This window comes from Cytobacillus sp. QJM3NY_8 (assembly GCF_056173585.1).
On the sequence record NZ_CM149681.1, the window covers coordinates 2,130,482 to 2,156,223 of the forward strand.

31 protein-coding genes are annotated in these 25,742 nt (G+C 43.1%); 27 read left to right on the forward strand and 4 right to left on the reverse strand.

The genetic code is table 11. From position 1 onward, the window contains the following. The 13 genes from AC0VZ9_RS11155 to AC0VZ9_RS11215 all read left to right on the forward strand — a co-directional run bounded on the left by AC0VZ9_RS11155 (position 1) and on the right by AC0VZ9_RS11215 (position 10,706). Positions 1–870 (forward strand): phage minor capsid protein, encoded by an 870-nt coding sequence (locus AC0VZ9_RS11155; protein ID WP_475397382.1) that lies wholly within the window; start codon positions 1–3, stop codon positions 868–870. 88 nt (positions 871–958) lie between these two features. Next, entirely contained in the window at positions 959–1,546 is a 588-nt protein-coding gene (locus AC0VZ9_RS11160) for a hypothetical protein (RefSeq protein ID WP_475397383.1), read from the forward strand. 66 nt (positions 1,547–1,612) lie between these two features. After that, positions 1,613–2,419, forward strand: a complete 807-nt coding sequence (locus AC0VZ9_RS11165; RefSeq protein WP_475397384.1) for a N4-gp56 family major capsid protein — start codon at positions 1,613–1,615, stop codon at positions 2,417–2,419. Positions 2,420–2,583: 164 nt separating this feature from the next. Continuing rightward, positions 2,584–2,970 carry a hypothetical protein gene (locus tag AC0VZ9_RS11170; protein WP_475397385.1) on the forward strand — a complete coding sequence of 129 codons (387 nt, stop codon included), beginning with the start codon at positions 2,584–2,586 and terminating at the stop codon, positions 2,968–2,970. After that, entirely contained in the window at positions 2,970–3,302 is a 333-nt protein-coding gene (locus AC0VZ9_RS11175; RefSeq protein ID WP_475397386.1) for a hypothetical protein, read from the forward strand. The genes AC0VZ9_RS11170 and AC0VZ9_RS11175 overlap by 1 nt, the downstream gene beginning before the upstream one ends. Continuing rightward, positions 3,299–3,718: a hypothetical protein gene (locus tag AC0VZ9_RS11180; RefSeq protein WP_475397387.1), complete on the forward strand. Its 420-nt coding sequence runs from the start codon at positions 3,299–3,301 to the stop codon at positions 3,716–3,718. Before AC0VZ9_RS11175 ends, AC0VZ9_RS11180 begins: the two co-directional genes overlap by 4 nt. A gap of 2 nt (positions 3,719–3,720) precedes the next feature. Then, positions 3,721–4,101, forward strand: a complete 381-nt coding sequence (locus AC0VZ9_RS11185; RefSeq protein WP_475397388.1) for a minor capsid protein — start codon at positions 3,721–3,723, stop codon at positions 4,099–4,101. 37 nt (positions 4,102–4,138) lie between these two features. Further along, a complete protein-coding gene (locus tag AC0VZ9_RS11190; protein WP_475397389.1) occupies positions 4,139–4,669 on the forward strand; it encodes a hypothetical protein in 531 nt (176 codons plus the stop codon). A 57-nt stretch (positions 4,670–4,726) separates the two neighbouring features. After that, the gene (locus AC0VZ9_RS11195; RefSeq protein WP_475397390.1) at positions 4,727–5,119 is read left to right on the forward strand and encodes a hypothetical protein; all 393 of its coding nucleotides are present in this window, start codon (positions 4,727–4,729) and stop codon (positions 5,117–5,119) included. Between the two features lie 95 nt (positions 5,120–5,214). Beyond that, entirely contained in the window at positions 5,215–5,442 is a 228-nt protein-coding gene (locus AC0VZ9_RS11200) for a hypothetical protein (RefSeq protein ID WP_475397391.1), read from the forward strand. Between the two features lie 15 nt (positions 5,443–5,457). Beyond that, positions 5,458–8,202 (forward strand): phage tail tape measure protein, encoded by a 2,745-nt coding sequence (locus AC0VZ9_RS11205; protein WP_475397392.1) that lies wholly within the window; start codon positions 5,458–5,460, stop codon positions 8,200–8,202. Then, the gene (locus AC0VZ9_RS11210) at positions 8,199–8,999 is read left to right on the forward strand and encodes a phage tail domain-containing protein (protein WP_475397393.1); all 801 of its coding nucleotides are present in this window, start codon (positions 8,199–8,201) and stop codon (positions 8,997–8,999) included. The genes AC0VZ9_RS11205 and AC0VZ9_RS11210 overlap by 4 nt, the downstream gene beginning before the upstream one ends. A gap of 15 nt (positions 9,000–9,014) precedes the next feature. Next, positions 9,015–10,706 carry a polysaccharide deacetylase family protein gene (locus tag AC0VZ9_RS11215; protein ID WP_475397394.1) on the forward strand — a complete coding sequence of 564 codons (1,692 nt, stop codon included), beginning with the start codon at positions 9,015–9,017 and terminating at the stop codon, positions 10,704–10,706. Between the two features lie 37 nt (positions 10,707–10,743). Here the strand turns inward: AC0VZ9_RS11215 and AC0VZ9_RS11220 are convergent, their stop codons facing one another. Next, on the reverse strand, positions 10,744–10,959 hold the full coding sequence (locus AC0VZ9_RS11220; protein WP_475397395.1) for a hypothetical protein: 216 nt from the start codon (positions 10,957–10,959) through the stop codon (positions 10,744–10,746). Positions 10,960–11,188: 229 nt separating this feature from the next. On the opposite strand from AC0VZ9_RS11220, the gene AC0VZ9_RS11225 reads away from it, so the two are divergent. From AC0VZ9_RS11225 to AC0VZ9_RS11245, 5 genes are all read left to right on the forward strand, one after another. Beyond that, complete coding sequence (locus AC0VZ9_RS11225; RefSeq protein WP_475397502.1) at positions 11,189–13,093, forward strand: phage tail spike protein; 1,905 nt, start codon at positions 11,189–11,191, stop codon at positions 13,091–13,093. A 16-nt stretch (positions 13,094–13,109) separates the two neighbouring features. After that, a complete protein-coding gene (locus AC0VZ9_RS11230; RefSeq protein ID WP_475397396.1) occupies positions 13,110–13,310 on the forward strand; it encodes a BhlA/UviB family holin-like peptide in 201 nt (66 codons plus the stop codon). Then, on the forward strand, positions 13,310–14,305 hold the full coding sequence (locus tag AC0VZ9_RS11235) for a LysM peptidoglycan-binding domain-containing protein (RefSeq protein ID WP_475397397.1): 996 nt from the start codon (positions 13,310–13,312) through the stop codon (positions 14,303–14,305). Before AC0VZ9_RS11230 ends, AC0VZ9_RS11235 begins: the two co-directional genes overlap by 1 nt. A 13-nt stretch (positions 14,306–14,318) precedes the next feature. Continuing rightward, the gene (locus AC0VZ9_RS11240) at positions 14,319–14,498 is read left to right on the forward strand and encodes a hypothetical protein (RefSeq protein WP_019381954.1); all 180 of its coding nucleotides are present in this window, start codon (positions 14,319–14,321) and stop codon (positions 14,496–14,498) included. Positions 14,499–14,665: 167 nt separating this feature from the next. Further along, positions 14,666–15,022 carry a hypothetical protein gene (locus tag AC0VZ9_RS11245; protein WP_475397398.1) on the forward strand — a complete coding sequence of 119 codons (357 nt, stop codon included), beginning with the start codon at positions 14,666–14,668 and terminating at the stop codon, positions 15,020–15,022. Between the two features lie 84 nt (positions 15,023–15,106). Here the strand turns inward: AC0VZ9_RS11245 and AC0VZ9_RS11250 are convergent, their stop codons facing one another. After that, the gene (locus AC0VZ9_RS11250) at positions 15,107–15,706 is read right to left on the reverse strand and encodes a hypothetical protein (protein WP_475397399.1); all 600 of its coding nucleotides are present in this window, start codon (positions 15,704–15,706) and stop codon (positions 15,107–15,109) included. A gap of 137 nt (positions 15,707–15,843) precedes the next feature. On the opposite strand from AC0VZ9_RS11250, the gene AC0VZ9_RS11255 reads away from it, so the two are divergent. From AC0VZ9_RS11255 to AC0VZ9_RS11270, 4 genes are all read left to right on the forward strand, one after another. Continuing rightward, positions 15,844–16,668 carry an ATP-dependent DNA ligase gene (locus AC0VZ9_RS11255; RefSeq protein ID WP_475397400.1) on the forward strand — a complete coding sequence of 275 codons (825 nt, stop codon included), beginning with the start codon at positions 15,844–15,846 and terminating at the stop codon, positions 16,666–16,668. A gap of 86 nt (positions 16,669–16,754) precedes the next feature. Continuing rightward, positions 16,755–17,144: a hypothetical protein gene (locus AC0VZ9_RS11260; protein WP_475397401.1), complete on the forward strand. Its 390-nt coding sequence runs from the start codon at positions 16,755–16,757 to the stop codon at positions 17,142–17,144. A gap of 101 nt (positions 17,145–17,245) precedes the next feature. Then, the gene (locus AC0VZ9_RS11265; protein WP_475397402.1) at positions 17,246–17,476 is read left to right on the forward strand and encodes a YolD-like family protein; all 231 of its coding nucleotides are present in this window, start codon (positions 17,246–17,248) and stop codon (positions 17,474–17,476) included. 396 nt (positions 17,477–17,872) lie between these two features. Then, positions 17,873–18,367 carry a YehS family protein gene (locus AC0VZ9_RS11270; protein ID WP_019381961.1) on the forward strand — a complete coding sequence of 165 codons (495 nt, stop codon included), beginning with the start codon at positions 17,873–17,875 and terminating at the stop codon, positions 18,365–18,367. 255 nt (positions 18,368–18,622) lie between these two features. On the opposite strand, the gene AC0VZ9_RS11275 is transcribed toward AC0VZ9_RS11270, so the two are convergent. Then, positions 18,623–19,591, reverse strand: a complete 969-nt coding sequence (locus tag AC0VZ9_RS11275; protein ID WP_192908511.1) for a helix-turn-helix transcriptional regulator — start codon at positions 19,589–19,591, stop codon at positions 18,623–18,625. Positions 19,592–19,688: 97 nt separating this feature from the next. On the opposite strand from AC0VZ9_RS11275, the gene AC0VZ9_RS11280 reads away from it, so the two are divergent. The 5 genes from AC0VZ9_RS11280 (at position 19,689) to AC0VZ9_RS11300 (ending at position 24,839) form a co-directional block, all read left to right on the forward strand. After that, positions 19,689–20,600, forward strand: coding sequence for an SDR family oxidoreductase (locus AC0VZ9_RS11280; protein WP_192908512.1), 912 nt, complete (start codon positions 19,689–19,691; stop codon positions 20,598–20,600). Between the two features lie 160 nt (positions 20,601–20,760). Next, the gene (locus AC0VZ9_RS11285) at positions 20,761–22,839 is read left to right on the forward strand and encodes a DUF4179 domain-containing protein (protein ID WP_475397403.1); all 2,079 of its coding nucleotides are present in this window, start codon (positions 20,761–20,763) and stop codon (positions 22,837–22,839) included. Between the two features lie 159 nt (positions 22,840–22,998). Continuing rightward, entirely contained in the window at positions 22,999–23,370 is a 372-nt protein-coding gene (locus AC0VZ9_RS11290; RefSeq protein ID WP_009330543.1) for a GntR family transcriptional regulator, read from the forward strand. A gap of 4 nt (positions 23,371–23,374) precedes the next feature. Continuing rightward, entirely contained in the window at positions 23,375–24,241 is an 867-nt protein-coding gene (locus AC0VZ9_RS11295; protein ID WP_009330542.1) for an ABC transporter ATP-binding protein, read from the forward strand. Beyond that, complete coding sequence (locus tag AC0VZ9_RS11300; protein WP_192908515.1) at positions 24,234–24,839, forward strand: ABC-2 transporter permease; 606 nt, start codon at positions 24,234–24,236, stop codon at positions 24,837–24,839. Before AC0VZ9_RS11295 ends, AC0VZ9_RS11300 begins: the two co-directional genes overlap by 8 nt. A 128-nt stretch (positions 24,840–24,967) precedes the next feature. On the opposite strand, the gene AC0VZ9_RS11305 is transcribed toward AC0VZ9_RS11300, so the two are convergent. Next, on the reverse strand, positions 24,968–25,678 hold the full coding sequence (locus AC0VZ9_RS11305) for a FadR/GntR family transcriptional regulator (RefSeq protein WP_192908516.1): 711 nt from the start codon (positions 25,676–25,678) through the stop codon (positions 24,968–24,970). Positions 25,679–25,742 lie beyond the last annotated feature (64 nt).

A 25,742-nucleotide genomic window follows, 5' to 3' on the forward strand; every position in this document is an offset into this window, starting at 1 on the left:
ATGGCGGATTTTCGCGAGATTCCTACGCCTACTTACGAACATGATATTCGCCAGCTAGTCCGGTACTACGAAAAGGCGCTTCATGATATCCGACTTGAACTTGAACGGATTGACTTAACGAAAATGCAACGTGCAAACGTACTGGCTACGCAAAAGGAAATCACGCTGATACTCGCGGAATTAGACGCGTCGGTTGGCGCCTGGATAACGACATTTATTCCACGCGCTGCCGAGGACGGCGTAGTTCACGCAATAATGGCGCTCGGTGTCGTCGAGACAGTCGATGAAGCGCGTAAAATCGTATCCTTCAACCGGTTTAATCGCGAGTTAATAAAAACGGCAGTTGCGGACACGCAGGACGACTTGTTGCAGGTATCGCAAAACGTCGACCGTAAAGTCCGTAATGCAATCCGTGAAGCAACTGCTGAGTCAATCCGTAGCAACTTAACTCGCGGTAACAACACGACTACTCCGATTGTGCAGGACATTGTTGCGGATATGAGAAAGCGGCTAGGTGATGCGGTTAATACTGGCATCATTGACGCGGCTGGCCGTCGCTGGAATCCGAAAGTATATGCGGAAATGGTCGTACGTACTAAAATGTCGCACACACAGCGCGAGTCAGCGATAAATGAGGCGCTAGGACGCGATGCAAATTACGGAGTTATTTCCAGCCATGGCGCAAAAGATGCCTGCCGAAACTGGGAAGGTAAAGTCGTTAAATTGACGCCAAATGCCGACGGTGACTTTCCGTATGTGGGAACGTTGCCTCGGCGTGAAATATTTCATCCGAATTGCAAACATGTTATATCGCCGATCCGTCGCCTTGATAGGTTGCCGGAAAGGCTTAGAAATTTAAACGGGATATAAACGCCCTGGTCCGACCTGGCGAAAGTCATAAAAAGTCGCAAAAATTTCGAGGCGTTGCTCGCTAAAAACGAAAAAGGAGAAATGGAAAATGAAAAAACTATTACCTTTGAATTTACAGTTATTCGCTGAAGAAAATAACCCGTCTGACGAGACGAAAAAACCGGATGAACACAAAGAGCACATGATTCCGAAATCAAGGTTTGACGAAGTGAATCAGCGCTATAAGGATATTCAAGCGAAAATGGATCAGTTCCTTGCAGAAAAATCTGACGCAGAAAAGAAATCACAGGAAGAACAAGGTAAGTTCCAGGAATTATACGAATCAACCTCAAAAGAATTCAGCGAAGTGAAATCTCAGTTCGAAAGCGTACAAAATCGCGCCAAAGAATTAGAGGGTGTAGTTAATTCATTACTTGAAACAAAGTTAAAAGGAATTCCGGAAGAGTTTCACGACTTGATTCCTGGGAATCTTACGCCAGAAGGTAAACTCGATTGGATCAACAAAGCCGAAGAAAAAGGATTGTTTGGGAAACAACCTCAACAACCTGTTGGCGAAATGACTAATGGCGGAGAGTATAACGGGATTACTAAAGATCAATTCGCAAAAATGACCTATCCGGAAAGAACTAAGCTATTCTCTACAAATCCAGACTTATACAAGAAATTAAGTAGGTAGCAAATCGCTATCTGCTTTATTTTATTTTTAAAAAAACAATAACAAATTTTAAGGAGTGTTTGAACAATGGCACAAACAAAATTAGCAAACTTAGTAAATCCTCAAGTTATGGCGGATATGATTTCTGCATCGCTACCAAGCAAGATTAAATTTGCACCACTAGCTCGACTTGATGACACTTTAGTCGGCCAAGCAGGCGACACAGTAACAATTCCTAAGTTTAGTTATATCGGTGATGCTGACGACTTGACTGAAGGCGTAGCGATGGGAACTGTAGTACTTTCGGCAACTACTCAGTCTGCAACAATTAAACAAGCTGGTAAAGCAGTAGAAATCACTGATAAAGCTGCTCTTTCAGGTTACGGAGATCCAGTTGGTGAAGCCGAAAGACAATTAGAAGATTCTATCGCAGCTAAAGTTGATAAAGACTTAGTTACTGCACTTAGCGGCGCCACGTTACTTCACGACAACGCAACAGCTGTAATTTCTTACGATGCTATCGTTGATGCAGTTGATAAATTCGAAGAAGAAGATGACGAACAAAAAATCCTTTTCATCCACCCACTTCAAAAAGGTACTTTGCGTAAGGACCCTAAATTCATCGAGAACGTTCCTAACGCTTTCATGACTGGAGTTATCGGTGAAATCGCAGGTTGCCAAGTTGTTGCTTCTAAGAAAGTTCCTAATAACGCAGGAGTTTACACAAACTTCATCGTTAAGCCTGGCGCACTAGCTATCTACCTTAAGAAAGATGTTGAGGTTGAAAGCCAGCGTGATATCCTAGCGAAAACTACTGTTATTTCTGCTGATGAGCATTATGTTGCTGTTCTAGAAAACGACGCTAAAGCAGTTAAACTTACTAACCTAGCCTAATAAGTAGAGGAGTGTTTATATGCTACTGAGACGGCATAGAGAGAAGCTAGCGGAAAAACCGCAAGAACCAAAGCGAAAACCAAGTCAAAAGGCGGCAGAAAAGCCGAAAGCCAAAGCGGAGGCAAAACCGAAGAAAGCCTCCGGTAAATAGGAGGTGAGCGCTAATGGCGCTAAACATAACGGATGCTGACGCTTATATCCAGGCGAATGTTATCGATATCGAAGATTGGAACGATTCTGATTCAGAGAAAAAGCAACGCGTACTAAACGTCGCAATTCGCACGTTGACGAATAAATACAAGCAATACACCATTCCGGACAACGCTGTCTATGAACTTGCGGCCTCACTAGCAATTGCCTTCAACGATACGAACCGGATGAACAATCAAGGTATCGCGGGCTTCTCAATAACCGGTGTAGGATCGTGGAACTTCAAAGATACGCAAAGTCGTCAGCTAGACGCATTTATTACGCAAGCTGTTTACGACTTAATCGGCGAAGCAAATGGCGTTAAGCTTTCGGCTCGCAGGGTCGGAAGGAGTGTTCGCTAATGCCCGTCATAGCAATGCGTCAAACCATCACGGTCAAACGTGGCGGAGGCCTCGACGATTGGGGCAACCCGATGCCAGGCGAACAGCTTACTCTAAAATGCCGTATCGACGAAGGCTCGCAACTACGGCAGTACCGGTCGGCGGGCACGACAAGTAGCGAAACCATAGTCGCAACAGCGCGCATCATGCTCGATAAGCTCGCAGACATTCGCGAAACTGACAAGATTAGCTTTACGAATGAACTCGGCCAAACAATTGAGCGCACGCCGAAGGAAATCAACGTAAAGCGCGGTCCATCAGGGAAGCCGATGTTGACCGAGGTGATTATATGAGTGGAAGCTTACAGTTTAACTATAACGGTGTTGTTGCGAATATGCAGACGGCTTCTATCGGTATCTTACAAGCGGCAAGGAACGGCGTGCAGGATTCGGTCGACGACCTCAAGCGGATTGCCGTCGATATTGCACCGATTGATTCCAGCGATTTAAGACGGTCAGGCCAAGCGGAAGTAACGCAATCGCCCGGCAAGATAGTCGGCGAAGTTTCGTTTCGTGCGGTCGAGAACGGCTTTAACTACGGCCTTTGGATTCACGAAGGCGAATACAACCTCGGCGAGCAATCGCGACAAGCGCCAGGTACAGACGGCTATCCAGTCGGCAACAAATACCTCGAACGACCTCTGCGCGGCGAATCGGAGAAATACGTTCGCTGGATTGCGGAAGAAGTTAGAGATGCGGTAGGTGATTAAACGTGAAAATACTCGAATTAATAACGTTCATTAAGGCGCGGGTCCCTGGCGTTTACTATCCGAACGCGTTTCCGATTTCAACTGCGGTCGCGGACGATTGTAGCGTCGTTAAGTTGACGGGCGGGTTTCCGCCGAGCCAATGGACCGGCAAGAAGCAGCCGTCTTTTCAGATACTTGTGCGAGGAAAGGCGACAGGTCAGGCGGAGGTAGAGGCGCGTGCATATGAGATACATGAAGCGTTAATGAACTTGCGCGAAGTCATGATCGGCAGCGAGTCGGTCGTTGTGATTCGCGCGATTAATAGCGTGCCGTTGTTTATCGGAAATGACGAGAACAACCGGCCAATATATTCGATGAATTTTGATTGCGTCGTGCGCCCGTAGGTGCCGGCGTTTTTATTTTAACTGAGGAGGAAAACAAATGGCGGGAATTAACGTACCTATCGGACCGGCTATCGTCGAGTATGGCGAAGGCGCGGATATGGTGACATTCGACATTACAAAAGGCGGAATCGTTTTTCAGTCTACGACTAACAAACAAGACATCACAGTAGATCAATACGGTGATACACCGGTTAAATCTATTCTGAAGGGAAGGACGTGTCAAGCAACCGTCCCATTCGCTCTGCATGACCTAGATAAACTTTCTAAAGTAACTCCTAACAGCCAGCTTATTACGGATGCTACAGACGCAACTAAAAAGAAGCTTGTGGTTAAAGGAGAAGCAGGATTTGACCTTTTAAACTCTGCTAAGAAACTTGTTATCAAACCGACATCCCCAGGCACTACACCCAACGACTGGGTCACTATTCCTCAGGCGGGAGCTATGGCTGATAGCGAATTGACTTATGACAGTGATAATGAAAGGGTTCAAAACATTACGTTCTTTGGATATCCGGACGTTGATACTGGAGAATTATATATTCTTGGTGACGATACTGCACAGGCGTAATTATAGTGGGGCTCCTTCGGGCGCCCTTTTTTATTTATCCGGGAGGTGTAAAACACCGTGTTTAACAAACTAAAGGCGAAAATTACAACGCTAAACGAGAATGAAATGTATCTCGGCGACAAGCGCGTTCGAATAGAGAAATTAACGATTGTAAAATGGCGCCAGCTTTTCGAAGCAGTCGATAAGTTGCCGGGCCTAGTCGTTCAAGTACTTACAGCGCCGCAAGATAACTTCTACGCATACGTCCTCACAGCGTTCAACCTAGCGCTTGATGAAGTGGCGCACGTTGTTGCAGTTCTTAGCGGAATTGACTACGAATATATCCTCGAAAATGTCGGCATTGACGAGCAGATTGAGTACCTCGCAAAGACCGTCAAACGCAACCGTCTTGATTCCGTTGCAAAAAACGTCCAGAGCCTTCTGCCGAAATTGCCGAAAGCGAAGGAATAGAGGCGGAGGGCGAATCGAAATCAATCGACGACTTCCTTATCGAAGCTTCCGTAGTGCTTGGCGTAACTCAAGTCGAAATGGAGACCGGATACTATATGGTCGACCTGGCAGAGTTAATGAAGCAGAAGCGCAGGTATAATGCCGTGGAGCGACTAGAAGATGCGTACATGGTACTGGCCACGAATAATCGCGGCTTAGACGACGCGGAAACGAAGAAATACATGCAGAATATCAGCCGGGCGACTGGCGTTAAGCAAGAGACGAAATTCAACCGCCAGAAGTTCGAAGAGTTGCGGGCATTTACGCAAGGGCTTGGCGGTTAGAGAGGAGGCGAATAGATGGCAAACGTAGGCCAAATTGAAGCGCAATTGGTGCTTTCTACGGAGCAATGGTCGCAAGCGGTAGAATCGGCCAACGAAGATATGCAATCGTTAGGAAACTCTGCGCAAAATGTATCGACTGACCTCGGCCGTATACAAACCGCAGCACTTGCAGTCGGAGGCGCTTTAGCGGCAACCATCGGGGCAAGCGTTAAAACAGCGGCAGACTTCGAAGCGCAAATGAGCCGTGTTAAAGCAATATCTGGCGCCACAGACGAAGAGTTCGGCAACCTACGGGAAGCGGCACTTGACCTCGGAGCCAGCACGTCAAAATCGGCTTCAGAAATCGCTATTGCATTCGAAGACATGGCGGCAAAAGGCTTTAATGCTACGCAGATAATCGAGGCAATGCCAGGCGTTATCGCAGCGGCCGAGGCGTCCGGAAGTGATCTAGCGCTGACTGCTGACGTTGTTTCTTCCGCATTGAACGGATTCCAACTCGAAGCGGCTGAAGCGTCAAGAGTCGCGGATATTTTAGCGAAAGCAGCGAATATAAGTGCGGCAAGTATGGACGATATGGGCTACGCCTTCAAATACGTCGGTCCGATTGCCAATACACTCGGCATAGAAATCGAGGAAGTAGCGGCGGCAATCGGTATTATGACAGACTCCGGACTGGACGGATCAAATGCCGGTACAGCCTTGCGAGCGGCATTAATAGCGCTGAATAATCCGGCCAAAGCGCAAGAGAAGATCATGAAAGAAATCGGATTTTCTATGCAGGATAGCAACGGAGAAGCGAAAAGTCTTGCGGCAATGTTCGCGGATTTAACGAAAGCAACGGAAGGCATGACGCAAGCAGAGAAAGTTGCGACCGTTGCAAAACTCGTCGGCACGGAAGCCTCTGCCGGAATGATGACTATTTTAGAAGGCGGAGTCGATCAGTTAAACGAATTCACTGACGCTCTTGAAAATTCCTCTGGGGCATCACAGGAAGCAGCGGCAATTATGAAGGATAACTTGAAGGGCGCTGTTGACGAACTAATGGGCGCAATTGAGTCAGTGGGTATTAAGGTAGGCGACGAGTTCTTACCCGTTCTTACTGACCTGGCGAAAGAAGGCGCTGAAATAGTAAGTGGATTCGGTGAGATGGATATGTCCGTAGTGAAATCGGCTGCGGCTTTTGCGGGAACTACAGCGGCTATCGGATTTACAATAAGCGCTCTTACTAAGTTAGGCCTCGCAATGAGGGCGTTCTCGCTAACTCCGGTCGGAGCGGCAATCACCGGCATCTCAATATTAGGCGGTATGATAGCGGCCACTAAAATACAAACGGAAAGCATGCGAGAGGTAACGTTAGAAAACGCTCAGGCGATGATGAGTCAAGTAGATGCGCTCGATGCTAATATCGTGGAATACGATAAGCTTTCGGCTAAATCGCGCCTGACTAGTGATGAACTTGCTCGCTTTGTGGATATTAACAGCGAGATTAGCAAGACGGCTGATCCTAAAGTGATTGCCGGGTTGAAAGACGAGCAGGCGAAGCTACAAGAGAAAAGCGGTCTTACAAATGAGGAACTTAACCGTATGGTTGAATTAAACGGACAAATCCTCGATGTCGTTCCGGATTCCAGCTCGGTCCTTACTGAGCAAGGTAATGTCTTACTCGGCAATACTGACGCAGCAAAGAAATATAACGCAGAACAGTACGAGTTGATTCGCCTTGAATTGGAAGCTCAACGCGCCAAAGCTGAAGCTAACATGGATAGATATTTGCTAAAGGAAAAGAATTTGCTTAACGAACAGAAGCAACTAAAAAAGGATATGCTCGATATCGACAAGGCCGCAGAGACTCAGCGAAAAACGATTGGAGAGCTTGAAAGAGAATTAGCAAAGGCTATTGCTGAGGGTAAGGACGGAGAGGCAAGGAAGATCGAGTTCAATATCGCACTCGAGAAGAAAAAGCTTCAAGATTTAAAGGACCAAACTAAAGAAAAATGGCAACACCTCCAGCAAAGTGAGCAAGAAATACAAAAAGTCCAAACTCAAATCGGCAAATTAGACGAAGTTAAGCGTAAAATGGTCGAACTGGAATTAAAGCAAGTCGGAATTAACGCTAAACGAGGCCAGGAAATTCAGCAAATTGATAGCGCCATATCTAAACTCGAAACGCAAAAGCAGAAGTTGCAGAATAACACTCCGGCAGCAGAGCGCAATACCGAAGAGTATCGCCGATCAGTTGCGGCTATTGATAGTCAAATTTCCGGACTGAATACAGCACGGTCGCGCATTAACGACATCATCGGACGTGCTCAAGTAATGAACAGTACGTTAGGTTCAACGATTTATAAAGACGTCATAATCCAAGAGCGGCGTTATGCGCAAGTAACCAAGCCGGGTCAATCCGGACGTATTCCGGAGCATCTTTATCACACCGGAGGCATCGTCGGCCGCGGTCAAATGCCGAAGCTTCATACGGGCGGCCTAGCGTCACAGTTCGCAAGCATGCCGAATCATAACGAAATTGATACGCGGTTACTGCGCAATGAAATGGTGCTGACGGAAGCGCAACAGTCGAACCTTATGCGGATGATTGACGCAGGGTTTACGCAAAAGACGGCCGATTCTTCGCAAGGCACAGTCGACAAGACCGAAATCAATATCGCGCAATTAGTTGTACGGGAAGAAGCGGACGTTGACCGTCTAGCCGACGCATTAGAGCGCAAGAAGACAGAAGCGAAAAGGGGGCGTGGTTTACGATGACAATTAAACTCGACGGAAAGCCGTTAAGCGATTTCGGAATTGAGATTTTAAGCCCGGACGTTCATCCTGCCTCGCCCCAGACCCGCGACATTACGTTAGAGATTCCGGGACGGCACGGGCTGTATCACTTCGGCTCAACGCTAGGACAGCGCAATTTCTCATTCGAATGCGGAATCATTCGCGAATTAGATACGGCAACACTTCAGCAGCGACTACGACAGTTCGTTGCTTTTTTATTGGACGCGTATGGCAAGCCGAGGGAAATCCGACTGACTTTCGACTATGAGGCCGACAAATATTATGCGGTTAAGTTTGCGGGCGATTTAGTGCCAGAGCGCTTCTTTTCGGTCGGTTCGTTTGCGCTTCCTTTTGTTGCGTACGATCCGATGGCGAAGTTTATCGTGCCGAGCGACGAAATCATTATGGATACGGACATTCCGGTTCTGTCAGACATTACGCTCGATGCGACCTACAAATATACCGTGAAAGGCAACACGCAATTTGACGTGATTAACGACGGGACTGCTGTGGTTAGGCCGGACATTACAATCGAAGGGACGGCTGACAATATCGTCGTCTGGAATACGGCAAATGGAAAAACGTTTTTTGTTAACGCAATTAACTCGACGATTGTGATTAGCGGAGAAAACTACAGCGTCAAGCAAGGCGGCGTAAGTACGTTAAGTAAATTCGAAGGTGACTTCCTCGAATTAATGCCGGGTTCCAATCCGTTAGTTATAACGGCTGATAACGCAAATCTAACGATGACATTTAAATTTTCGCATAAATACTTGTAACGAGGAGGTTACGCAATGGCAGACGCTCCTAAGATTTTAGGTACGGATACGCTGCGGCAAATGTATCCGAAAGTGAATAGCGCAATTGATAATAGTAACGAGGCATTAGCAAACTCAACAAGTGCGGTAGATTCAGCTAACGTCGCAATATCAGAAGCGCAGAGGTTGGGTAATGAGGCGAAAAACACCGCAAGCGCGGCAGAAACAAAAGCGGACAGTGTTCAGGAGCAATTTAACCAGGTTGTTATTGAGGGGGATTCATCTGTTGAAGCTGCACAGGCGAGGGTTAAAGCAGATGGAACTTCCTTCCCGACATTGCAAGGAAGACTTAACGATACTGACGCACAATTGGCGGAAACTACGAAAGTATTAAGTGACAGGTCTTTTTATGCAACTATATTAAACAACAAAAAGTTAGAGCCAACTCTTGTTATTATTGATGACGATGGTAACCCTCTATTTTATGAGAATGTTTATCCAATGGCTTTAGCAGAAGGTGTACCGGTTGTAAGTGCAGTTATCACCTCACGTATTGACAACGGTAGCAACCATATGTCGATGGCTCAATTAAAAGAAATTGAATCAAATGGAATGGAGGTTGTTTCACACACACATACACACCAATATACTGCCGAATTACCGGAAGAAGAACAAGAGTTTGAACTAAGAAAATCACGAGAAATTCTTTTAAACAATGGTTTTGAAGGGGCAGAAATACTGGTATATCCGTTTGGCTCAACTACACAGCAAATGAGGGAAAAATTAGTTTCTAAGTACTATCGCGCTGCATTTTATGTTGATGGTGGAACAAGTACAATTAACTACCCACCTATGCCGGATATGTACAAACTCATGCGTGTTAGTTTTAATAAATCAGATGGTACACACGATGTTGACTTATGCAAAACAAAAATTGATGAAACATTCTCAAATAACGGCCTCATGGTTATGATGGTACACTGTCACTATGCCGGTTTTGATGTCGAAAAGCTGAGAGATGTTATTCGATATGCAAAATTAAAAGGTGTTAAGATTAAAAAATCCCGTGAAGCTGTCGACATGTTTGGTAATTATATTGACTTACCGAATTTTCAGGTTGGGGCAAATGGTCAAATAATAGGTGATGGTCTTGTGAAAGATTACAATACATCAACTACAAAGCCGAATATTAATACAACGCCAGGCACCTATCCGAGCGGCAGAATAACCGCGGTAACTATAGGGTCAGCGGAATATCAAAACTTAGGTTTCCCGAGTGCGGGAACATTGCTTACATTTGCATCACCGAGTTTATCGTTTGCTCGTCAAGAGTTTTATCCATATAGAACTAATGATTGTTTAACAAGATACTGGGATAGTACCGCTGGTAAGTGGTCGGAATTTACCTTAAACACTTCAAGTACACACACAACAATATTTAATTTATCAACTTCGACATGGAATATGGTTTCTCAACAACCTATCTCAAAGTACATCGAATTTGATAAAGTGATTGTTAACGGGGTTCATAAAGCTGTGTTTACAAAGGATGTATATACACCAACTGACATTAGCGTTAATGCTGTAATTCCTACTGAAATAGCCTCGTTAGGTACAACAAATACGATAAAATTATTAGCGTATCGAGATATGAATAATGTTGTTTACATTAAAGCAAGTAATACGGGGTATAACTACGAAACATATTGTAAAGTAACAGTTATTTAAAAAAAAGGACTCATAGAAAACATGAGTCCAAAACAAGTTAAGTATCTTTCCCTCTGAATCCACCATCATTAGATCGAACTCTCATGTTTTCTTTATTACAGCCGGTCATCTGGTGGCATTTTGGGCACTGCACTAAGTTTCCAACTAAGGTTGAAGTATCAAAAGAATTCATGTCACCGAAAAATATCGGTGAAGTAAACCAAGTATTACACTTATTATTTGTACATTTAATTTCAATACTTTTCGTCGTCATATCTCCACCCCCTTTTAAAAGATATATTCGACATATAAATGGAAAATCCTACAAGATAAGTAAATTTTCACAATAGGATGAAAACGCGCAATCTCTACCGGAACTCACTCGCTGGGTTCCTTTTTTATTTTCGCAAATAACGGCGAATAACCGAAAGGAGGCGGACGCCACGATAAAAATCCTTAACCAATCACGCCAGCCCGTCGCAATCCTCGAAAACGCATACGGAATATCTTACACGAAGCCAACCAACGAAATTTGGAAGGCTTCTTTTATTTTGCCGTTAGACGACCCGAAGAACGCCGACTGTCAGCCGTTATACTACGTCGAAATCACCGACGACCTGACCGGCGAATATATCGGTCTATTTCGCATCATCCCATCGCTAACGACACGCAACGAATCAACGGAGGCAGTCACGTATAATTGCGAGCATGTATTTGCAACGCTGTTGGACGACGTTATTTTCGGCTTGCATGTAACTGAAGCGATGGACACGACCGACACGATTAACTCCTTACTCGCTAAGCAGGACGTCAAGCACTGGGTCTTAGGCACGGTCGCAGCCGAGCGCTATTTCTCGTATAAGTGGGAAAACGCGAATGTTATTTCGGCCTTACTCTCGATAACCAAGCCGTTCGACATTCCGTTACGCTGGACGTTCGACACAAGGGCTTATCCGTGGACGCTGAACCTCGAAGCCTGGCCGACTGAGCCTGCGTGCGAAATCCGATATGCCAAGAACATGCGCGGCATCGAACGCGACTACGATCCGTCCGTTGTGGTTAATCGCTGGTATGCGCTAGGCTATGGCGAAGGCGTGAATCAGTTGGACATTACGAAAGTCAATCCGACAGGCAAGCCGTACGTGGAGGACGCAGAATCAATCGCAAAGTACGGCCTGGTCGCGGATTTCTTCGTTGACCGGTCGATTGAAAACGACGGCTTGCTTTACGAAACGGTCGAGGCGGTACTGGCCGAATCGAAAGAGCCGAAGGTTAGTTATCGCGTGTCAGTCGGTGACCTTTACGGAATATCGAAGGATGACATCGATAAGATACGCGAAGGACGAATCGCCAGGATAGTCGACCCGGACTTCGGCACCTTTGACGCGCCAATCGTACTAGAATCAAAGTCGGACATTGTTGCGCAACCTTACGGACTGACGGTCGAAATCGCAAATAAGCGCGATTTATTCGGTTCGGAAGTTGATGCGGAAACAAGGCGGAGGGTTAACGAGTTAGCTGCGCAAGGGTCATTATCAATAGACTCTCACGGTTTTAACGATAACTGCGATTCTACCCATCCTGCTGTTATTCGCTTCTTCCTTCCGGACGATCTCGTAAACGTAAATACGTTAGATTTAACATTTGAGACGCAGAAATTCCGGGCATATAGTAGGGCAGCAAAGACGACAGCAACCGAAGTGAAGACGACCAGCAGCGGCGGTGGTACGACTGTCACGTCCAGTTCAGGAGGGCAATCAAGTATTACATCGAGTAGCGGAGGGGGCCAGTCGGTCACTAGTAGCGCGGGAGGCAGCACAACGGTCACGAGTAGCGCGGGCGGTGGAACTACGGCGACAACATCAAACAAAACTTTCTCGCAAGCCAACCTGATGACGGGCGTTCCGGAAAATTCGGTAGGGTCAGAGAATTGGGGATACCATCAGCATGAAGTACAAATACCTGGTTCCCTGTTTGAGCATAGCCACACGGTCCAAATCGGAAATCATAGTCATTCGGTCCAGATCGGAAATCATAGCCATACGGTCCAAATTAGCCCCCACGTTCATACGGTTGAAACGCCTTCCCATAACCATACGGTCCAAATTGCTCCACACGTCCATGATCTGGAAATTCCCGGACATGGTCACGATTTGATTTACGGGGTTTATGAACATGCAATATTGCCGACTTCTATAACTGTTAAGGTCGATGGTAATGTGGTCTCTGGCAATACGCTGTCTAGAAAAAATCTTGATATCATCCCTTATTTATCGAAGGGCACTGACGGAAAGGTTAAGCGTGGAGAATGGCATACAGTTGAGATTACGCCTAACAATCTTGCCAGGATAAACGCTAATATTATTTCCCGTATATTCATTCAGAGCAGACTAGGCGGAAATTATTAAAAGGGAGGGCTAAAAAATGGAATCGGAGCTAATTAAATATTTTTTAACACAGGGGCCATTCGCAATCTTATTCGTTTGGCTCCTTATTTATGTAATGCGCGCAAATAAGGATCGCGAAGGAAGGCTGCATGATCTACTGGATAAATTCAGCGATAAGTATGACGTCGTAATTGACGAGCTGCGCGATATCAAAAATAAAATGGGAGGCGGGCATTGATGAAAAATCTAATCGTAGACATTTCGCATCACCAACCGTCAAACAGAATCGATTGGGCAAAAGCGGCGAAAGAGGTTGCGCTAATGATAATCCGTGTGCAATACGGCTCGACAACGATTGATCGCGAATATAAAAAGCACGTTGCCAATTGTAAGAAACACGGAATACCTTTCGCACATTACGCCTATGCGCGCTTTGTTAGCGTAGCAGATGCGAAGGTAGAGGCGCGTGACTTTCTGGCGCGAATCGATAAGGACGCAAGGTTTCTCGTACTAGATGTTGAAGAATTAACAACGCCAAAGAGCGAAATTGTTGACGCAAGCCAAGCGTTCATCGATGCGTGCAAAGCTGCGGGCTGGAGGACCGGCTTATATACCGGCCATCATTTTTATAAGCCTTACGGAATGGATCGCGTTAAGGCGGACTTCTTATGGATACCGCGATATGGAAAGAACGACGGCACGCCGAATTTGAAGCCGGACTACTCTTGCGACATTTGGCAGTACACCGATAATGGGCGCGTTAGTTGGTTCGGAAGCCGACTTGACCTTAACGTATTGGTCGGAAACAAGCCGTTGGAATGGTTCGTAGGCGGCGGAGAAATCGCAGAAGTTGGCGAGGTCGTCGTCAAGGAACAGCCGAAAGCCTCTGCGCCGAAAAAGGAAACTGCGCAAGCTACTTCGACTTATTCCGTTAAGTCAGGCGACACGCTTTCCGGAATCGCTGCGAAGTATAAAACAACCGTTAAGAAACTCCAGGCGTTAAACGGTATTAAGAATCCGAATGTAATTTACGCAGGTCAAAAGCTGAAGGTTAGCGGAAAGGCGCCAGCATCAGAGGCGAAGTCTGCTGTTAAATATCACGTAGTTAAAAGCGGAGACACAGTTTCGGGGCTTGCCGTTAAGTATGGCGTAAGTCAGGCGAATATTAAATCGTGGAATAAGCTGGCGAACGTAAACAAGATATACGTCGGTCAGAGACTACGTGTAAAATAAGGAGGCGAAATAAATGTTCGACAGAATTAAGTTTGAATACGTATTTGCTTTCGTTATTGTGACGGTGATTTCCGTAGCACTGTTTGTATTTCGCGAAAATAATGACGTAGTGAATCAACTGATTGTTGCGCTAATTGGCGCGCTGTCTTCGATTACTGCTTTCTTTTTCGCTAAGCACAACCCGAATAAATAACGAAATATTTGCGATAGTCATGCGAAATGTAGAATCTTTCGTAGGGCTATTGCGTACATATAACGCTTATATGACGAAGGAATGACGCTAGAAATTTTTTACAATTAATGAAACTTATGAGATATAATTTGCGTAAGAGTAAATAAAAATAAGAGGAGGCGGTTCAAATGTTGGCGAAAGTGAATGAGTTAAATAAGAACGTGATTATTCTTTTATCGGTAGCAATTATTGCGGTTACGTCCATTGTTATAACGTTACTTGTTACAGGCGGAGGCAATTCAGGTAACTCAAGCGTAGATTCGCTGGAGGATTTCCAGGAGGCTTTCGTAAAGGAATACGGGGTAACTCCCGACATCAGTATAACGCTATACGAACTTTCAAAGGCTCAAGCGGAGACAATTACGAAATCCATGTCGAAGGAGTTAAACTTCAGTGACGTGGTTAGAGAGGAATACGAGGGAACAGAGTGGTATCAGGTAGAAGATGAAGAAAGATCGATAAGTGTTAACGCTCATTTTGAGTAATTGAACCGGTTGTCTGAAGTTTAAAATGGGAAATAAATAAATAGAAAAAGAGCGACCACAAAAAGAGTGCGCGCTCTTGTATTTTTAAAATATCCCCTGCTTATATATTACATGTGAATAGGTATTTGAATTTACCGTTTTATCTAGAGAAGCAACATAGTCATTCAACTTTTTTTGACAGTCTAAAATATGAATCTGGTCAATATCTTCCTTTTGTTTAAACAACTTTTCAAATACTGGATCTATATTGATATTTTGCTTTTCCAACTCTGGGCTTTCTAAAAAAGAATAATTTACCCTTATGCCTTTGGGTTCGTAGCCTTCTAATTGATGCTTGTTGGAAATCGTGTAATATTGAATTTTATTATTCTGCGTTACGCCACCAATGGCCATATTAACAAGTATTTTTCTCTCTTCTTGATAAGGTATGTCCCTATTGAGTATTTGTTGTATAGTTTCAGAAACGTTTTTTATATCATTTCCTTTTATTAAAGCATCTTCTGCAATACTCATAGCATACTCCCCGTGCTCTTTACTACCGGTTATAGCAATAAAAACGTTATTGTTTTTAAATGTTTTAAATTTACAATAATCTTCTTGAATGATATTTTCCCCTTTAGTGACCCTTCCGTCAGACATAACACAAATAAACAACTCAGTGGCAACAACAGATACAAAGCTCAAATAACCATCTCCTGAAATTTACAAATTTGCTATATTTAACTATAATTCAAATGTTATACTAAATCAATCACTTTCCATTAATCTACTAACCTACGAAAGTCTTATTCGCGATAAAATTAAAGGCGAGGTGAATTACGTTGTTCATATCGCCAATGTTGTTACACAAATCGGATGAGCCGTTCGACAGTTCGGACTATATTACCGAATTGAAGCTCGACGGCATCCGCTTAATATATTCCGTAGGTCCTGACGGACGAGTCCGCCTGTATTCGCGACACAATAATGAGGTAACCGCCAAGTTTCCGGAATTACACTCGCTCGACCTTTCGCCAGGTACCGTGCTTGACGGCGAATTAATCGTCACTGATAAAGAAGGCAAGCCGGATTTTGAAGCGGTGATGAGTCGGTTTCAGTCGAGCAAATCGACCGCGCCTGTTAGTTTCGTAGTTTTTGACGTCCTTCAGCGCGAAGGCGAGCGCGTAACTGGCCTGCCGTTGCTTGAGCGTAAAGAGTTGCTCGCAGACTTGGTGCCGACTGACTCCGGCTTACTTTCGAAAGTTCAATTCGTCGAAGGTCACGGTGCAGATTATTACAACGCTGTCCAAGCGCAAGGGCTTGAAGGAATCGTCTTAAAGCGTAAAGACTCACGATACCAAGTCGGCAAACGATCGGACGCATGGCTGAAGGTAATTAACTATCAATACGCCGATGTTTACGTGACTGGCTATCGCAAGCAACCGAAAGACTTCGGCTGGCTACTCGCTGATGATGCCGGAAAGTATCTCGGCGTAATGGAGCTCGGTGTGCCTCCGCATGCAAAAGCGAAGATATATCGGACTGTGGTTCGCGATGAGACCGACGACTTTGCGTATTTGGCGGCTCCGGCTAGATGTCGCGTTAAATTTCGTAATTATACAAAGGCGGGCTTGTTGCGTCTGCCTAGTTTCGTAGAGTGGGTTTAATCGCCCGCTCTTTTTTCTTTTACTGCATTTTAAATGCTGTTAATATATGGATAGTATAGTTGGAATCTTTAAATAGAGGGAGGTAAATGATGTTTTCAATTACAAAGGCAGACGAGTTGGTAAAATCAATTCCTTATTCAATAAATGTTAAAAATAACCGGAAAGATGGTTTTACTGTCTTTTTAAATCCTTACTTAAAAAAAGAATGGATGATGGTAGTAACAGCAGAAGATCATTTATTTGTAGTTATTAATGTATTAAAAGATGACATTGATTTAATGGAAATCTCAAGTATTACTAAAATCCCTATTAAGAAAAGAGGAAAAACTTGTTTAAATTTAAATAAAAATTGTGATCACATTAGGTTAAGGATTTATGAGGATGATGATATATTTGATTTTAGTGGCCCTCAATTTATAGAATTTATATCGATACTAAAAAGCTCTTATGAAAAAAGTGGATGGGTCGCAATATAGCGGCTCTATTTTTTTTTGTAGATAAAAGAACGTATGTTCGGTTATAATGATGATAACAATAAACGGCCTAAGTTAAATTTAGCCGTAAGGAGTTGATCGTTATGGCAATCCGCGATAGAGGCAAGATGAAGTGGCAAGTCTGCGAGGCGATGGAGTTTGCGCAGCAGGTAAAGTTAACCGTTTGGCGCGACGGATTCACTTACGATGAAATAGGGCGCGTGCATTACCTGGAGCCCATACATAAGGAAGTTCGGCTGAAAACGGAGCTGGGAACGATCAGTCGGATTAAATTTGCGGACATTATTAACGTAGAAATTATAGACAAGGCTTGACCCTTTCGCCTATAATAAAACCGTAAGAGACGAACGGAAACCATATCGACAAATAGGCGAAGACTGTGTATGCGGGTGATTGACCGTTGACCTTATCGGTTGATTGAACGGAATGACCTACCGAAAATACATAACGGTCTTCAAAACCGCTTGTGACCACCGTGTGTGGTCAGCTGGGTTCGATTCCCAGGCGGTCCCGCCAAATATACATATAATTGCCGCATAGTGGGATGCTGTGCGGTTTTTTGTGCCTATCTATATGTGATAAAACATATTAAATAATTGTTTGCGTAATCTATGCATTGTGAGGATGCGTTGATGATAGACTTAAGATAGTTAAAAGGGCCTGTTGCTATAAAGACCAGTGGCCACTTTAAAATAGGAGGAAGTAAGTTGATGGATAGTAATGATATATTAATCCGATTAAGATATGCGTTAGAAATCAAAAATAGTGAAATGTCAGAGATCTTTAAACTTGGAGGAGTAGAAGTGTCCGTACCTGATGTAGTAAAGATCCTGAAAAAGTCAGATGATGAAGAAGAGAATGGCAGCCAAATAAAATTGACAAATAATATGTTAAATTCATTTTTGAATGGCTTCATTATTTATAAAAGAGGTAAACAAGAGCCAAAATCAGGTCAAAATAATACGCCAGAACCATCCAAAGAAAATACTGCAAATGTAAACAATATCCTTTTAAAGAAAATCAAAATTGCCTTATCTTTAACAACAGAGGACATGATAGATGTATTCAAAAAAGCCGGATTAAACGTATCAAAAGGAGAACTCGGAGCGTTTTTAAGAAAAGAGGGACATAAAAATTATAAAGTATGCTTAGACAATTTTGCCAGAAACTTCTTAAAAGGTCTAGCGATCAAGTATAGGAGTTAAGGAAGAAAAGAATTGGAGTGATACATATAAAAATAGCCTATAAAGCAAAGCTGTCTGAGATTATTTAAAAAGTTAATAGTACATCAAAATTAATTTAACTTTAGAAAGTATAAATGGACTCCGCCAAAATTAAAAACGAGCCTCAGAAATGGTTGAGGAGGCTCGTTTTTAATTTTAGTGCTTGACCAGGTATGCGTTAATCGGTAAATGACTGCGGGAAAGGCGCTGATCATCTAGTAAACCTTTTTTCTCTGCTTATTCCTCATACTCTTTATATAGATTAACAACACTCTCCGCCATTTCCCCCACACTTTTCCTAAGCGAAACAGGACTTACAATTTTAATCTGATCCCCAAACCCAAGTATATACTCCCTTGCCTCTTGTTCAGTATCAAAGCAAAGACTTGCTGAAATCCATCCATCATCCTTAGGGCTATCCATGTGCATCACCTGTACAAATCGCCCAGTAAAATTAATCCGCTGAATAATGGACGGAGACATCTCCACTTCTACCTCAAACCGAGGCAGACTGCTAATGAATTTCTGCTTCGATTCCTGCCAATAGCCTGAGAGATCAAAGTCATTCGGTCTGCTGAAGTTCTCATTAATCAATTCGGCATCCAATATTCTTGAAACACGATAGCTTTTTATCTTCTCATCAGAAGCAGCTATGAGATACCAAGTGTTCCCTTTAGCGACCAGACCTAATGGATCAACAATTCTGTCGCTCGTTTGTTTACCTGCCTTCTCGTATTGAATTTGAAGTTTTTTTTCTTCCCATACCGCCTGCTGGACTATTCCAAATGACTTCATTTCCCGTGGTGTTTGTCTCCACGTGCTGGTGTCTATATGAATCCGATTGGAAATGTCTTTAACATCCTCTTTCAGGGGAGCAGGAATGGCCGCGAGGAGTTTCTGGCGTGCTTCTTTCCATTCCTCACTGATTCCAAGGTCCGCAAGATGCTCGAAAGAAGGGGATAGAAGCAGTGTTTTGATTTCATCTGCTTTTAAACCTGTAAGATTTGTTCTGTATTTTTCAAGCAGTTTCCATCCGCCAAATTTTCCGCGTTCAGCAAGGACAGGAATGCCTGCAGCACTTAATGCTTCCATATCCCGGTGTATGGTCCGCTCTGTTACCTCCAATTCTTTTGCCAATTCCCTTGTGGTCATTCTTTCGTTATTTTGAAGCAATAATAATATAGAAATGAGTCTGTCTGCCCGCATTCTGTTCACTCCTGGACAATAAAAATGTTAAATATGACATTAGATGTCAACATTAATGATTATAGTATAGATATAACACAAAAGGGGGCAGATAGGAATGATATCATTAAATGGCAAGGTAGCATTGGTAGCCGGAGGAACAAGGGGAGCTGGCCGCGGCATTGCCATGGAACTGGGAGCTGCAGGTGCGACTGTGTATGTTACAGGCCGTACGACACGAAATCAGATGTCGGAATATGGCCGCAAGGAAACCATTGAAGAAACAGCTGAATTAGTCAGCGAACTTGGCGGAAAGGGCATTGCTGTCCAAGTGGATCATCTGATACCTGATCAGGTGCAGTCATTGATTGAAAGAATTGAGAAAGAACAGGGAAGGCTGGATATCCTCGTCAATGATATATGGGGAAGCGAAAATTTGATGGAATGGGATATTCCTGTCTGGGAGCATTCCCTGGAGAAGGGGATGAGAATGCTTCGTCTGGCGATTGATACGCATATTATCACAAGTCATTATGCCCTCCCGCTCCTGATCAAAAATAAAGGCGGATTAGTTGCCGAAATCACAGACGGAACAGAGGAGTACAATCAAAATCGTTACCGTCTGTCTCTATTCTATGATTTGGCTAAAAGCTCGGTTATCCGGATGGCCAAAGCGTTGGCACATGAACTTGCTCCTTATGATTGCACAGCGGTTGCTGTTTCACCCGGCTGGATGCGTTCGGAAATCATGCTGGAGGTGTTTGGGGTAACAGAGGAGAACTGGAGAGATGCTGCCGTTAAGGAGCCTCATTTTGTGATCTCTGAAACACCAAGGTATATAGGAAGAGCGATTAGTGCCATTGCAAAAGATCCAGATAAAAAACGGTTAAACGGCGGCTCCTATTCCAGTGGCCAGCTGGCTAAAATGTACAACTTTCAAGATCTGGACGGTTCGCAGCCGGATGCCTTCAGATATCTGGTGGAGGTCCAGGAGGCGGGGAAACCGGCAAATGCTGAGGGATATAGATAGCTTTTCATTGGAAAACTCCTTTGCAGAACTTCTGCAAAAGGAGTTTTTTAATATGTCTAAGGGAACACGATTTTCTTATCCAAATTTTGGTGAATAATATCGCTTTAATCGTTATAATAAAGCCAGGTATATAAATAATTAGGCATATATAGAGGGGAGAATGGTCTTGATCATCCCAGTAAAAAATAATCCCATTTTACCAGTGACGATTAGAGTAAAAGACATAGAATCCATCGTTAACTGGTTCGAACAGCATCAGCGATCCTTATATGCAATTGGCTGGTCCTATCTTGGGAATCAACGCAAGATAGAGGAGCTTTTTTATCTGGCCATTTTACAGGTGCATAAGGAGCTGCCTAGGTTTAAAAGCAGCACATCTTTCGAAATATGGGTTTTATCTATTTTTATCCATATCTGCAGGGAACTTTCTCTTAATAAAAGTTTACAAGCTTCGGAGGAAAGTGATTCCCATCAAAAGATATTTCATGAATTTCAAAAGTTAATAGAGAAGGAAAGAGAAGTACTAGGTTTAACATACATAAGAGGACTTTCAAAGGACGAAAAAGCACAGCTTCTTCAGGTTTCTTCCGAACAGGTTAAGGAGCTTTTATTATCAGGACTTCAGTCACTCAGAAACGGAATGGGATATGGAGAGCACTATCACGGCTGTAATGAGTACCAAAAGCTTTACGTTGATTATCTGGAGAGAAACCTCGGACGGCCCGCAAAAATTGATTTTGAAATGCATATCTATCATTGCCAGGACTGCCAGGAGGATTTAGCAGCCTTACAGGAAGTTATGGTGGGCTTTACTGAAGCGATTGAGAAATTCCGTGTACCTGATGGTTTTATTGGAAATATCAAAGAACGAGTTGCACAAAGGGAAAGGCATATTCAGCAAAAGAACAATAAACGTAAAAGAAATGGCATAATTGCCGCAAGTATATTCGTTCTAGCCATTTTTGCAGGGATTTTTTCAGGTGTCTTTTCAAAGCTTTATTACACCTGGACAGAAGAAAATCAGGAGCTGCGTGCCTTTCTGCAGGAGGATGTGGGTGAAAGGCTGAACCTGGAAGCAGAAAGTGGTGGGGTGAAAATAAAGATTAAGAGTGCAATAGCTGATGATATCCAGACTCTTATATTTTATGAGATTGAAGATGCAAATGAAAATAATCAATATATGATTAACTTTGATGATGGGGTTTTTATAGAGGGCGAAAGTGAAATCATGATGGCAAATACGTATCCAAGGTTCTATCTTCCTGATACTGAATCGGAAATAAATAATAAAGAAAAGAACGTCTATCATGGAAAATTTAGTCTTAGGCCTCTGAAAAAAGAAAGTGGTACCATTAAGCTTAACATTAATAAGGTGATGAAACTGGTCCGTGATCCTTCTGATTCTTATGTGAATATGGAACCGGAGAATGGGGAGTGGGACTTTGATATTCCAGTAAAAAAACAGCCTTCTGTCGAGTATGCATTGGATGAAGAAATAGAAATTGAGGGCGTTCCGGTTCAACTGGATAAACTAATTCTTGCTCCGACTGCGACAATCCTGCAGTATGGTTTCAAAAACGAACAGCAGGAAAAGCGGATAGACATTATGAATTTTAAAGATATGGAGATTAGTAATAAATTAGTAGAAGCCGATTTATATGGAAGTTCCTACGTGCATGGACAGCCTGATTTAAAGTGGAGCAAGTTACAAGCGCACTTTGAACCTCTTTTTGAAAAAGAAACAAAAGAGGTAAAGATTCATTTTGACAGTGTGAATCTATCAATTGATGATCAGAAAAGTTTCAAATTGGATGCAGGCGGGAAATATCCGCAATCCATTGAATACGCAGGCAGTACGATCTCCATAGATAAGGTTGAAATTGGACAGCCTACTACTGTTATCTTCAGTAATCATGATATTAAGAATCGAATGTATGAATCGCTTCATTTCATGATCGTGACTGAGGAGGGTAATGATTCTTCGATGGAGATGGACCAAGAAGGAATCTTTGTCGACAGGAATGGAAAAGAATATGATATGAAAAATATAACACCTAATTTGTATGAAGAGATGGAACAGCCGCGTCATTTCATTACTGTTCAAAAAACGAAGATACTAGGAGATAATGTGATTCCTAAAAGTCTTGATTTTTTTGGGTATAGCACAACAAAGTATTTGGAAGAGGAAGTACAGGTCAAGCCAGAACTTATTATAAAAGATGAGGCAGGAACCCAATAAGGGTTGCCTGCTTTTTTACTTCACCAAAATGGAAACTATTGCAAAATACGTGTGTATAGTGTATATATAGTATATACACAATATATTAGGGTGTGAAATAATAACTTTGATCCAAATGTAACAATAATAATGGCACTTATTTCGAGATGAGGGATTGGCATGCAAATCATTATTTCCAACAGTTCAAAGGAGCCGATTTATGAACAAATTACGAATCAAATTAAATCGTCTATTTTAGCAGGTGATCTGCAAGAGGGTACTGCATTGCCTTCCATACGTCAACTTGCAAAAGATCTGCAAATTAGTGTAATAACGACAAAGCGTGCCTACGAGGAATTGGAGAAGGCGGGCTTTATCTATTCCATTGTGGGAAAAGGTTCTTTTGTCGCAGAGCAAAATCTAGAGGTAATTAGAGAGAAAAAACTGAAGGTCATTGAAGAGCAGCTGAGTGCAGTCATTACCAATAGCAGAGAAATTGGCCTGACTTTCGATGAACTGCAGGAATTGATGAAGATTTTATATGAGGAGTGAGAATATGGAAAATGTAGTGGAGTTAAAAAATGTAACGAAACATTTCAAAGATTTTTCAGTTAAAAATATTGATTTGCAAGTGAAGCAAGGCTTTATAACAGGGTTTATCGGGGCAAATGGGGCTGGTAAGTCGACTACCATCAAAATGATGATGAATCTGTTAAAGCCGGATGCCGGGGAAATAAACATTTTTGGGCTGGATTACAAGAATCATGAGAAGGCGATCAAGGAGCGCATTGGTTTTGTGTACGATGGAAATGTCTTTTTTGAAGGACTGAACTTGAGAGATATCAAACGTATTGTAGCACCAGCTTACAAACACTGGGATGATGAACTGTTTGATCAATACATTGAAACATTCGGATTGCCTCTTAATAAAGCAATTAAAACCTTCTCAAAAGGAATGCAAATGAAGGCATCCTTAGCAATAGCACTTTCACATCGGGCGGAGCTGATTATTATGGATGAGCCAACAGCAGGTTTGGACCCCATTTTTAGACGCGAGCTGCTGGATCTTTTACAGGAATTGATGATCGATGGCAGCCGTACCATTTTCTTCTCTACGCATATTACAACAGATTTAGATCGGATTGCAGATTATATAGCTTTTATGCAGGGTGGGAAACTGGTTTTTAATCAGTCCATTCACGACATAGCTGAAAACTATGCACTTGTTAAAGGCGGATTGGACCTCCTGGATCGAGACACGGAAAAAGAGTTTGTCCATATTCATCGTGCACCAACGGGATTCCAGGCCTTAACTGCCAATGTCAATGCGGTGAAAAATACGTTCGGAAACACAGTTGTCATTGAACGCGCTTCTCTGGAAGATATTATGTATTCCTTTAAAGGGGGCGTACACCATGTTTAATTTAATCAGACGTGATGTTATCCTCCAGAAAAGACAGCTGTTAATCTTTATTCCTTTTATCTTATTCTTTATTATAATGGGGGCTCAGCCTGCTCTAATTTTTCTGGTTGCAAGTATCTTCATTCCATTTAACACTTATGCTTATGATGAAAAAGCAGAGACCAATATATTGTTAAATTCCTTGCCATACACACGCAGGGAAATTATCGCATCGCGCTATCTTGGTGCACTCCTATATATGATTCTTTCAACTGGGATCGCAAGTTTGGCTTTGCTGGCTTTTAATAAACCTTTTTCCATTACTGATATTGCAATTGGCAGTGGCTTATTTTTATTATTTGCTGCGTTTACCTTCCCGTTATTTCATCTATTTAAATCAGGCTATATTACTACTGTCGTTCTTATAAGTTTCCTGCTTTTAACATATCTATCTGGGCCTATTGTGTCGTTTATTAACGAAAACCTAACGGTGATTACAGATTTTATTTTCAGTCTATCCACCCAGCTTTTATATATGGGAGCAGCAGCTGTAATCTTAACTTTCTATGCGGTTTCCTGGGGAGTTACTACAGTTATTTATCAGCGAAAAGCATTCTAAGTCCGAATATGGAGCGGGAGAAAACAAGTGCCTGCCCCGGTTGGTTTTTAAAACTGGGGCAGGCACTTTTGGAGATTTTTCTTACACACCGGTTTTTTCAATAAAAGGGGCAGGGAACTTATCATTTTTCATTTTCCTATCCTAAACACCATCGACGCCACCAATTCTTCCCGTATCTTCGTAATATGCCCCTCCATCAACTCCTTCGCTCTATCCCCATTCCCAGAGGCAATAGCCAGATAAATTTCCTTATGCTCTTCCATTGTATCCTCGTAACGAGAGGGATCCTTAAAGCGATGATTCTGTGTAGCCTTAATGGTATCTTCCATATGTCCTTTGAGGGTATGTATCAATTCAATGAAAATCGAATTATGGGTAGCCTCGGCAATCCCAATGTGGAAGTCAAGGTCGGCTTTTAACCCTAACACCGGGTCTTGTTTGGACAGAGCCATATGATTCAAAGCTATACGCAGCTTCTCCAGGTCTGCCGAAGTGGCTCTTTTGGCAGCAAGGAAGGAGGATTCGACTTCCAGTGCACGCCTGAGCTCCAGCATTTCATATACTAGCGGATTTTCTACTTTGACAGCTGTGATGATTTCCTCTTTTCTTGAATGGACATCTGAGACTTTAACGTAGCTTCCGCCTCCCTGGCGGATATCGATGAGCCCGTTCAGTTCCATGGTTCTCAGGGCTTCTCTGATGGTTGTCCGGCTGACATTAAATTGGCCTGCCAATTCTCTTTCTGAAGGCAGTCTTTCACCCGGTTTGAGAGTTCCTCCTAAATAGCATTCTATAATTTTATCTACTAAAACCAGATAGGTCTTTTTTTTCTCCGACATTCCCCGTAACCTCTTTTCAAAATAGGCCTCATTCACTTTTCTAAATGTAACAGACCTAAAATCT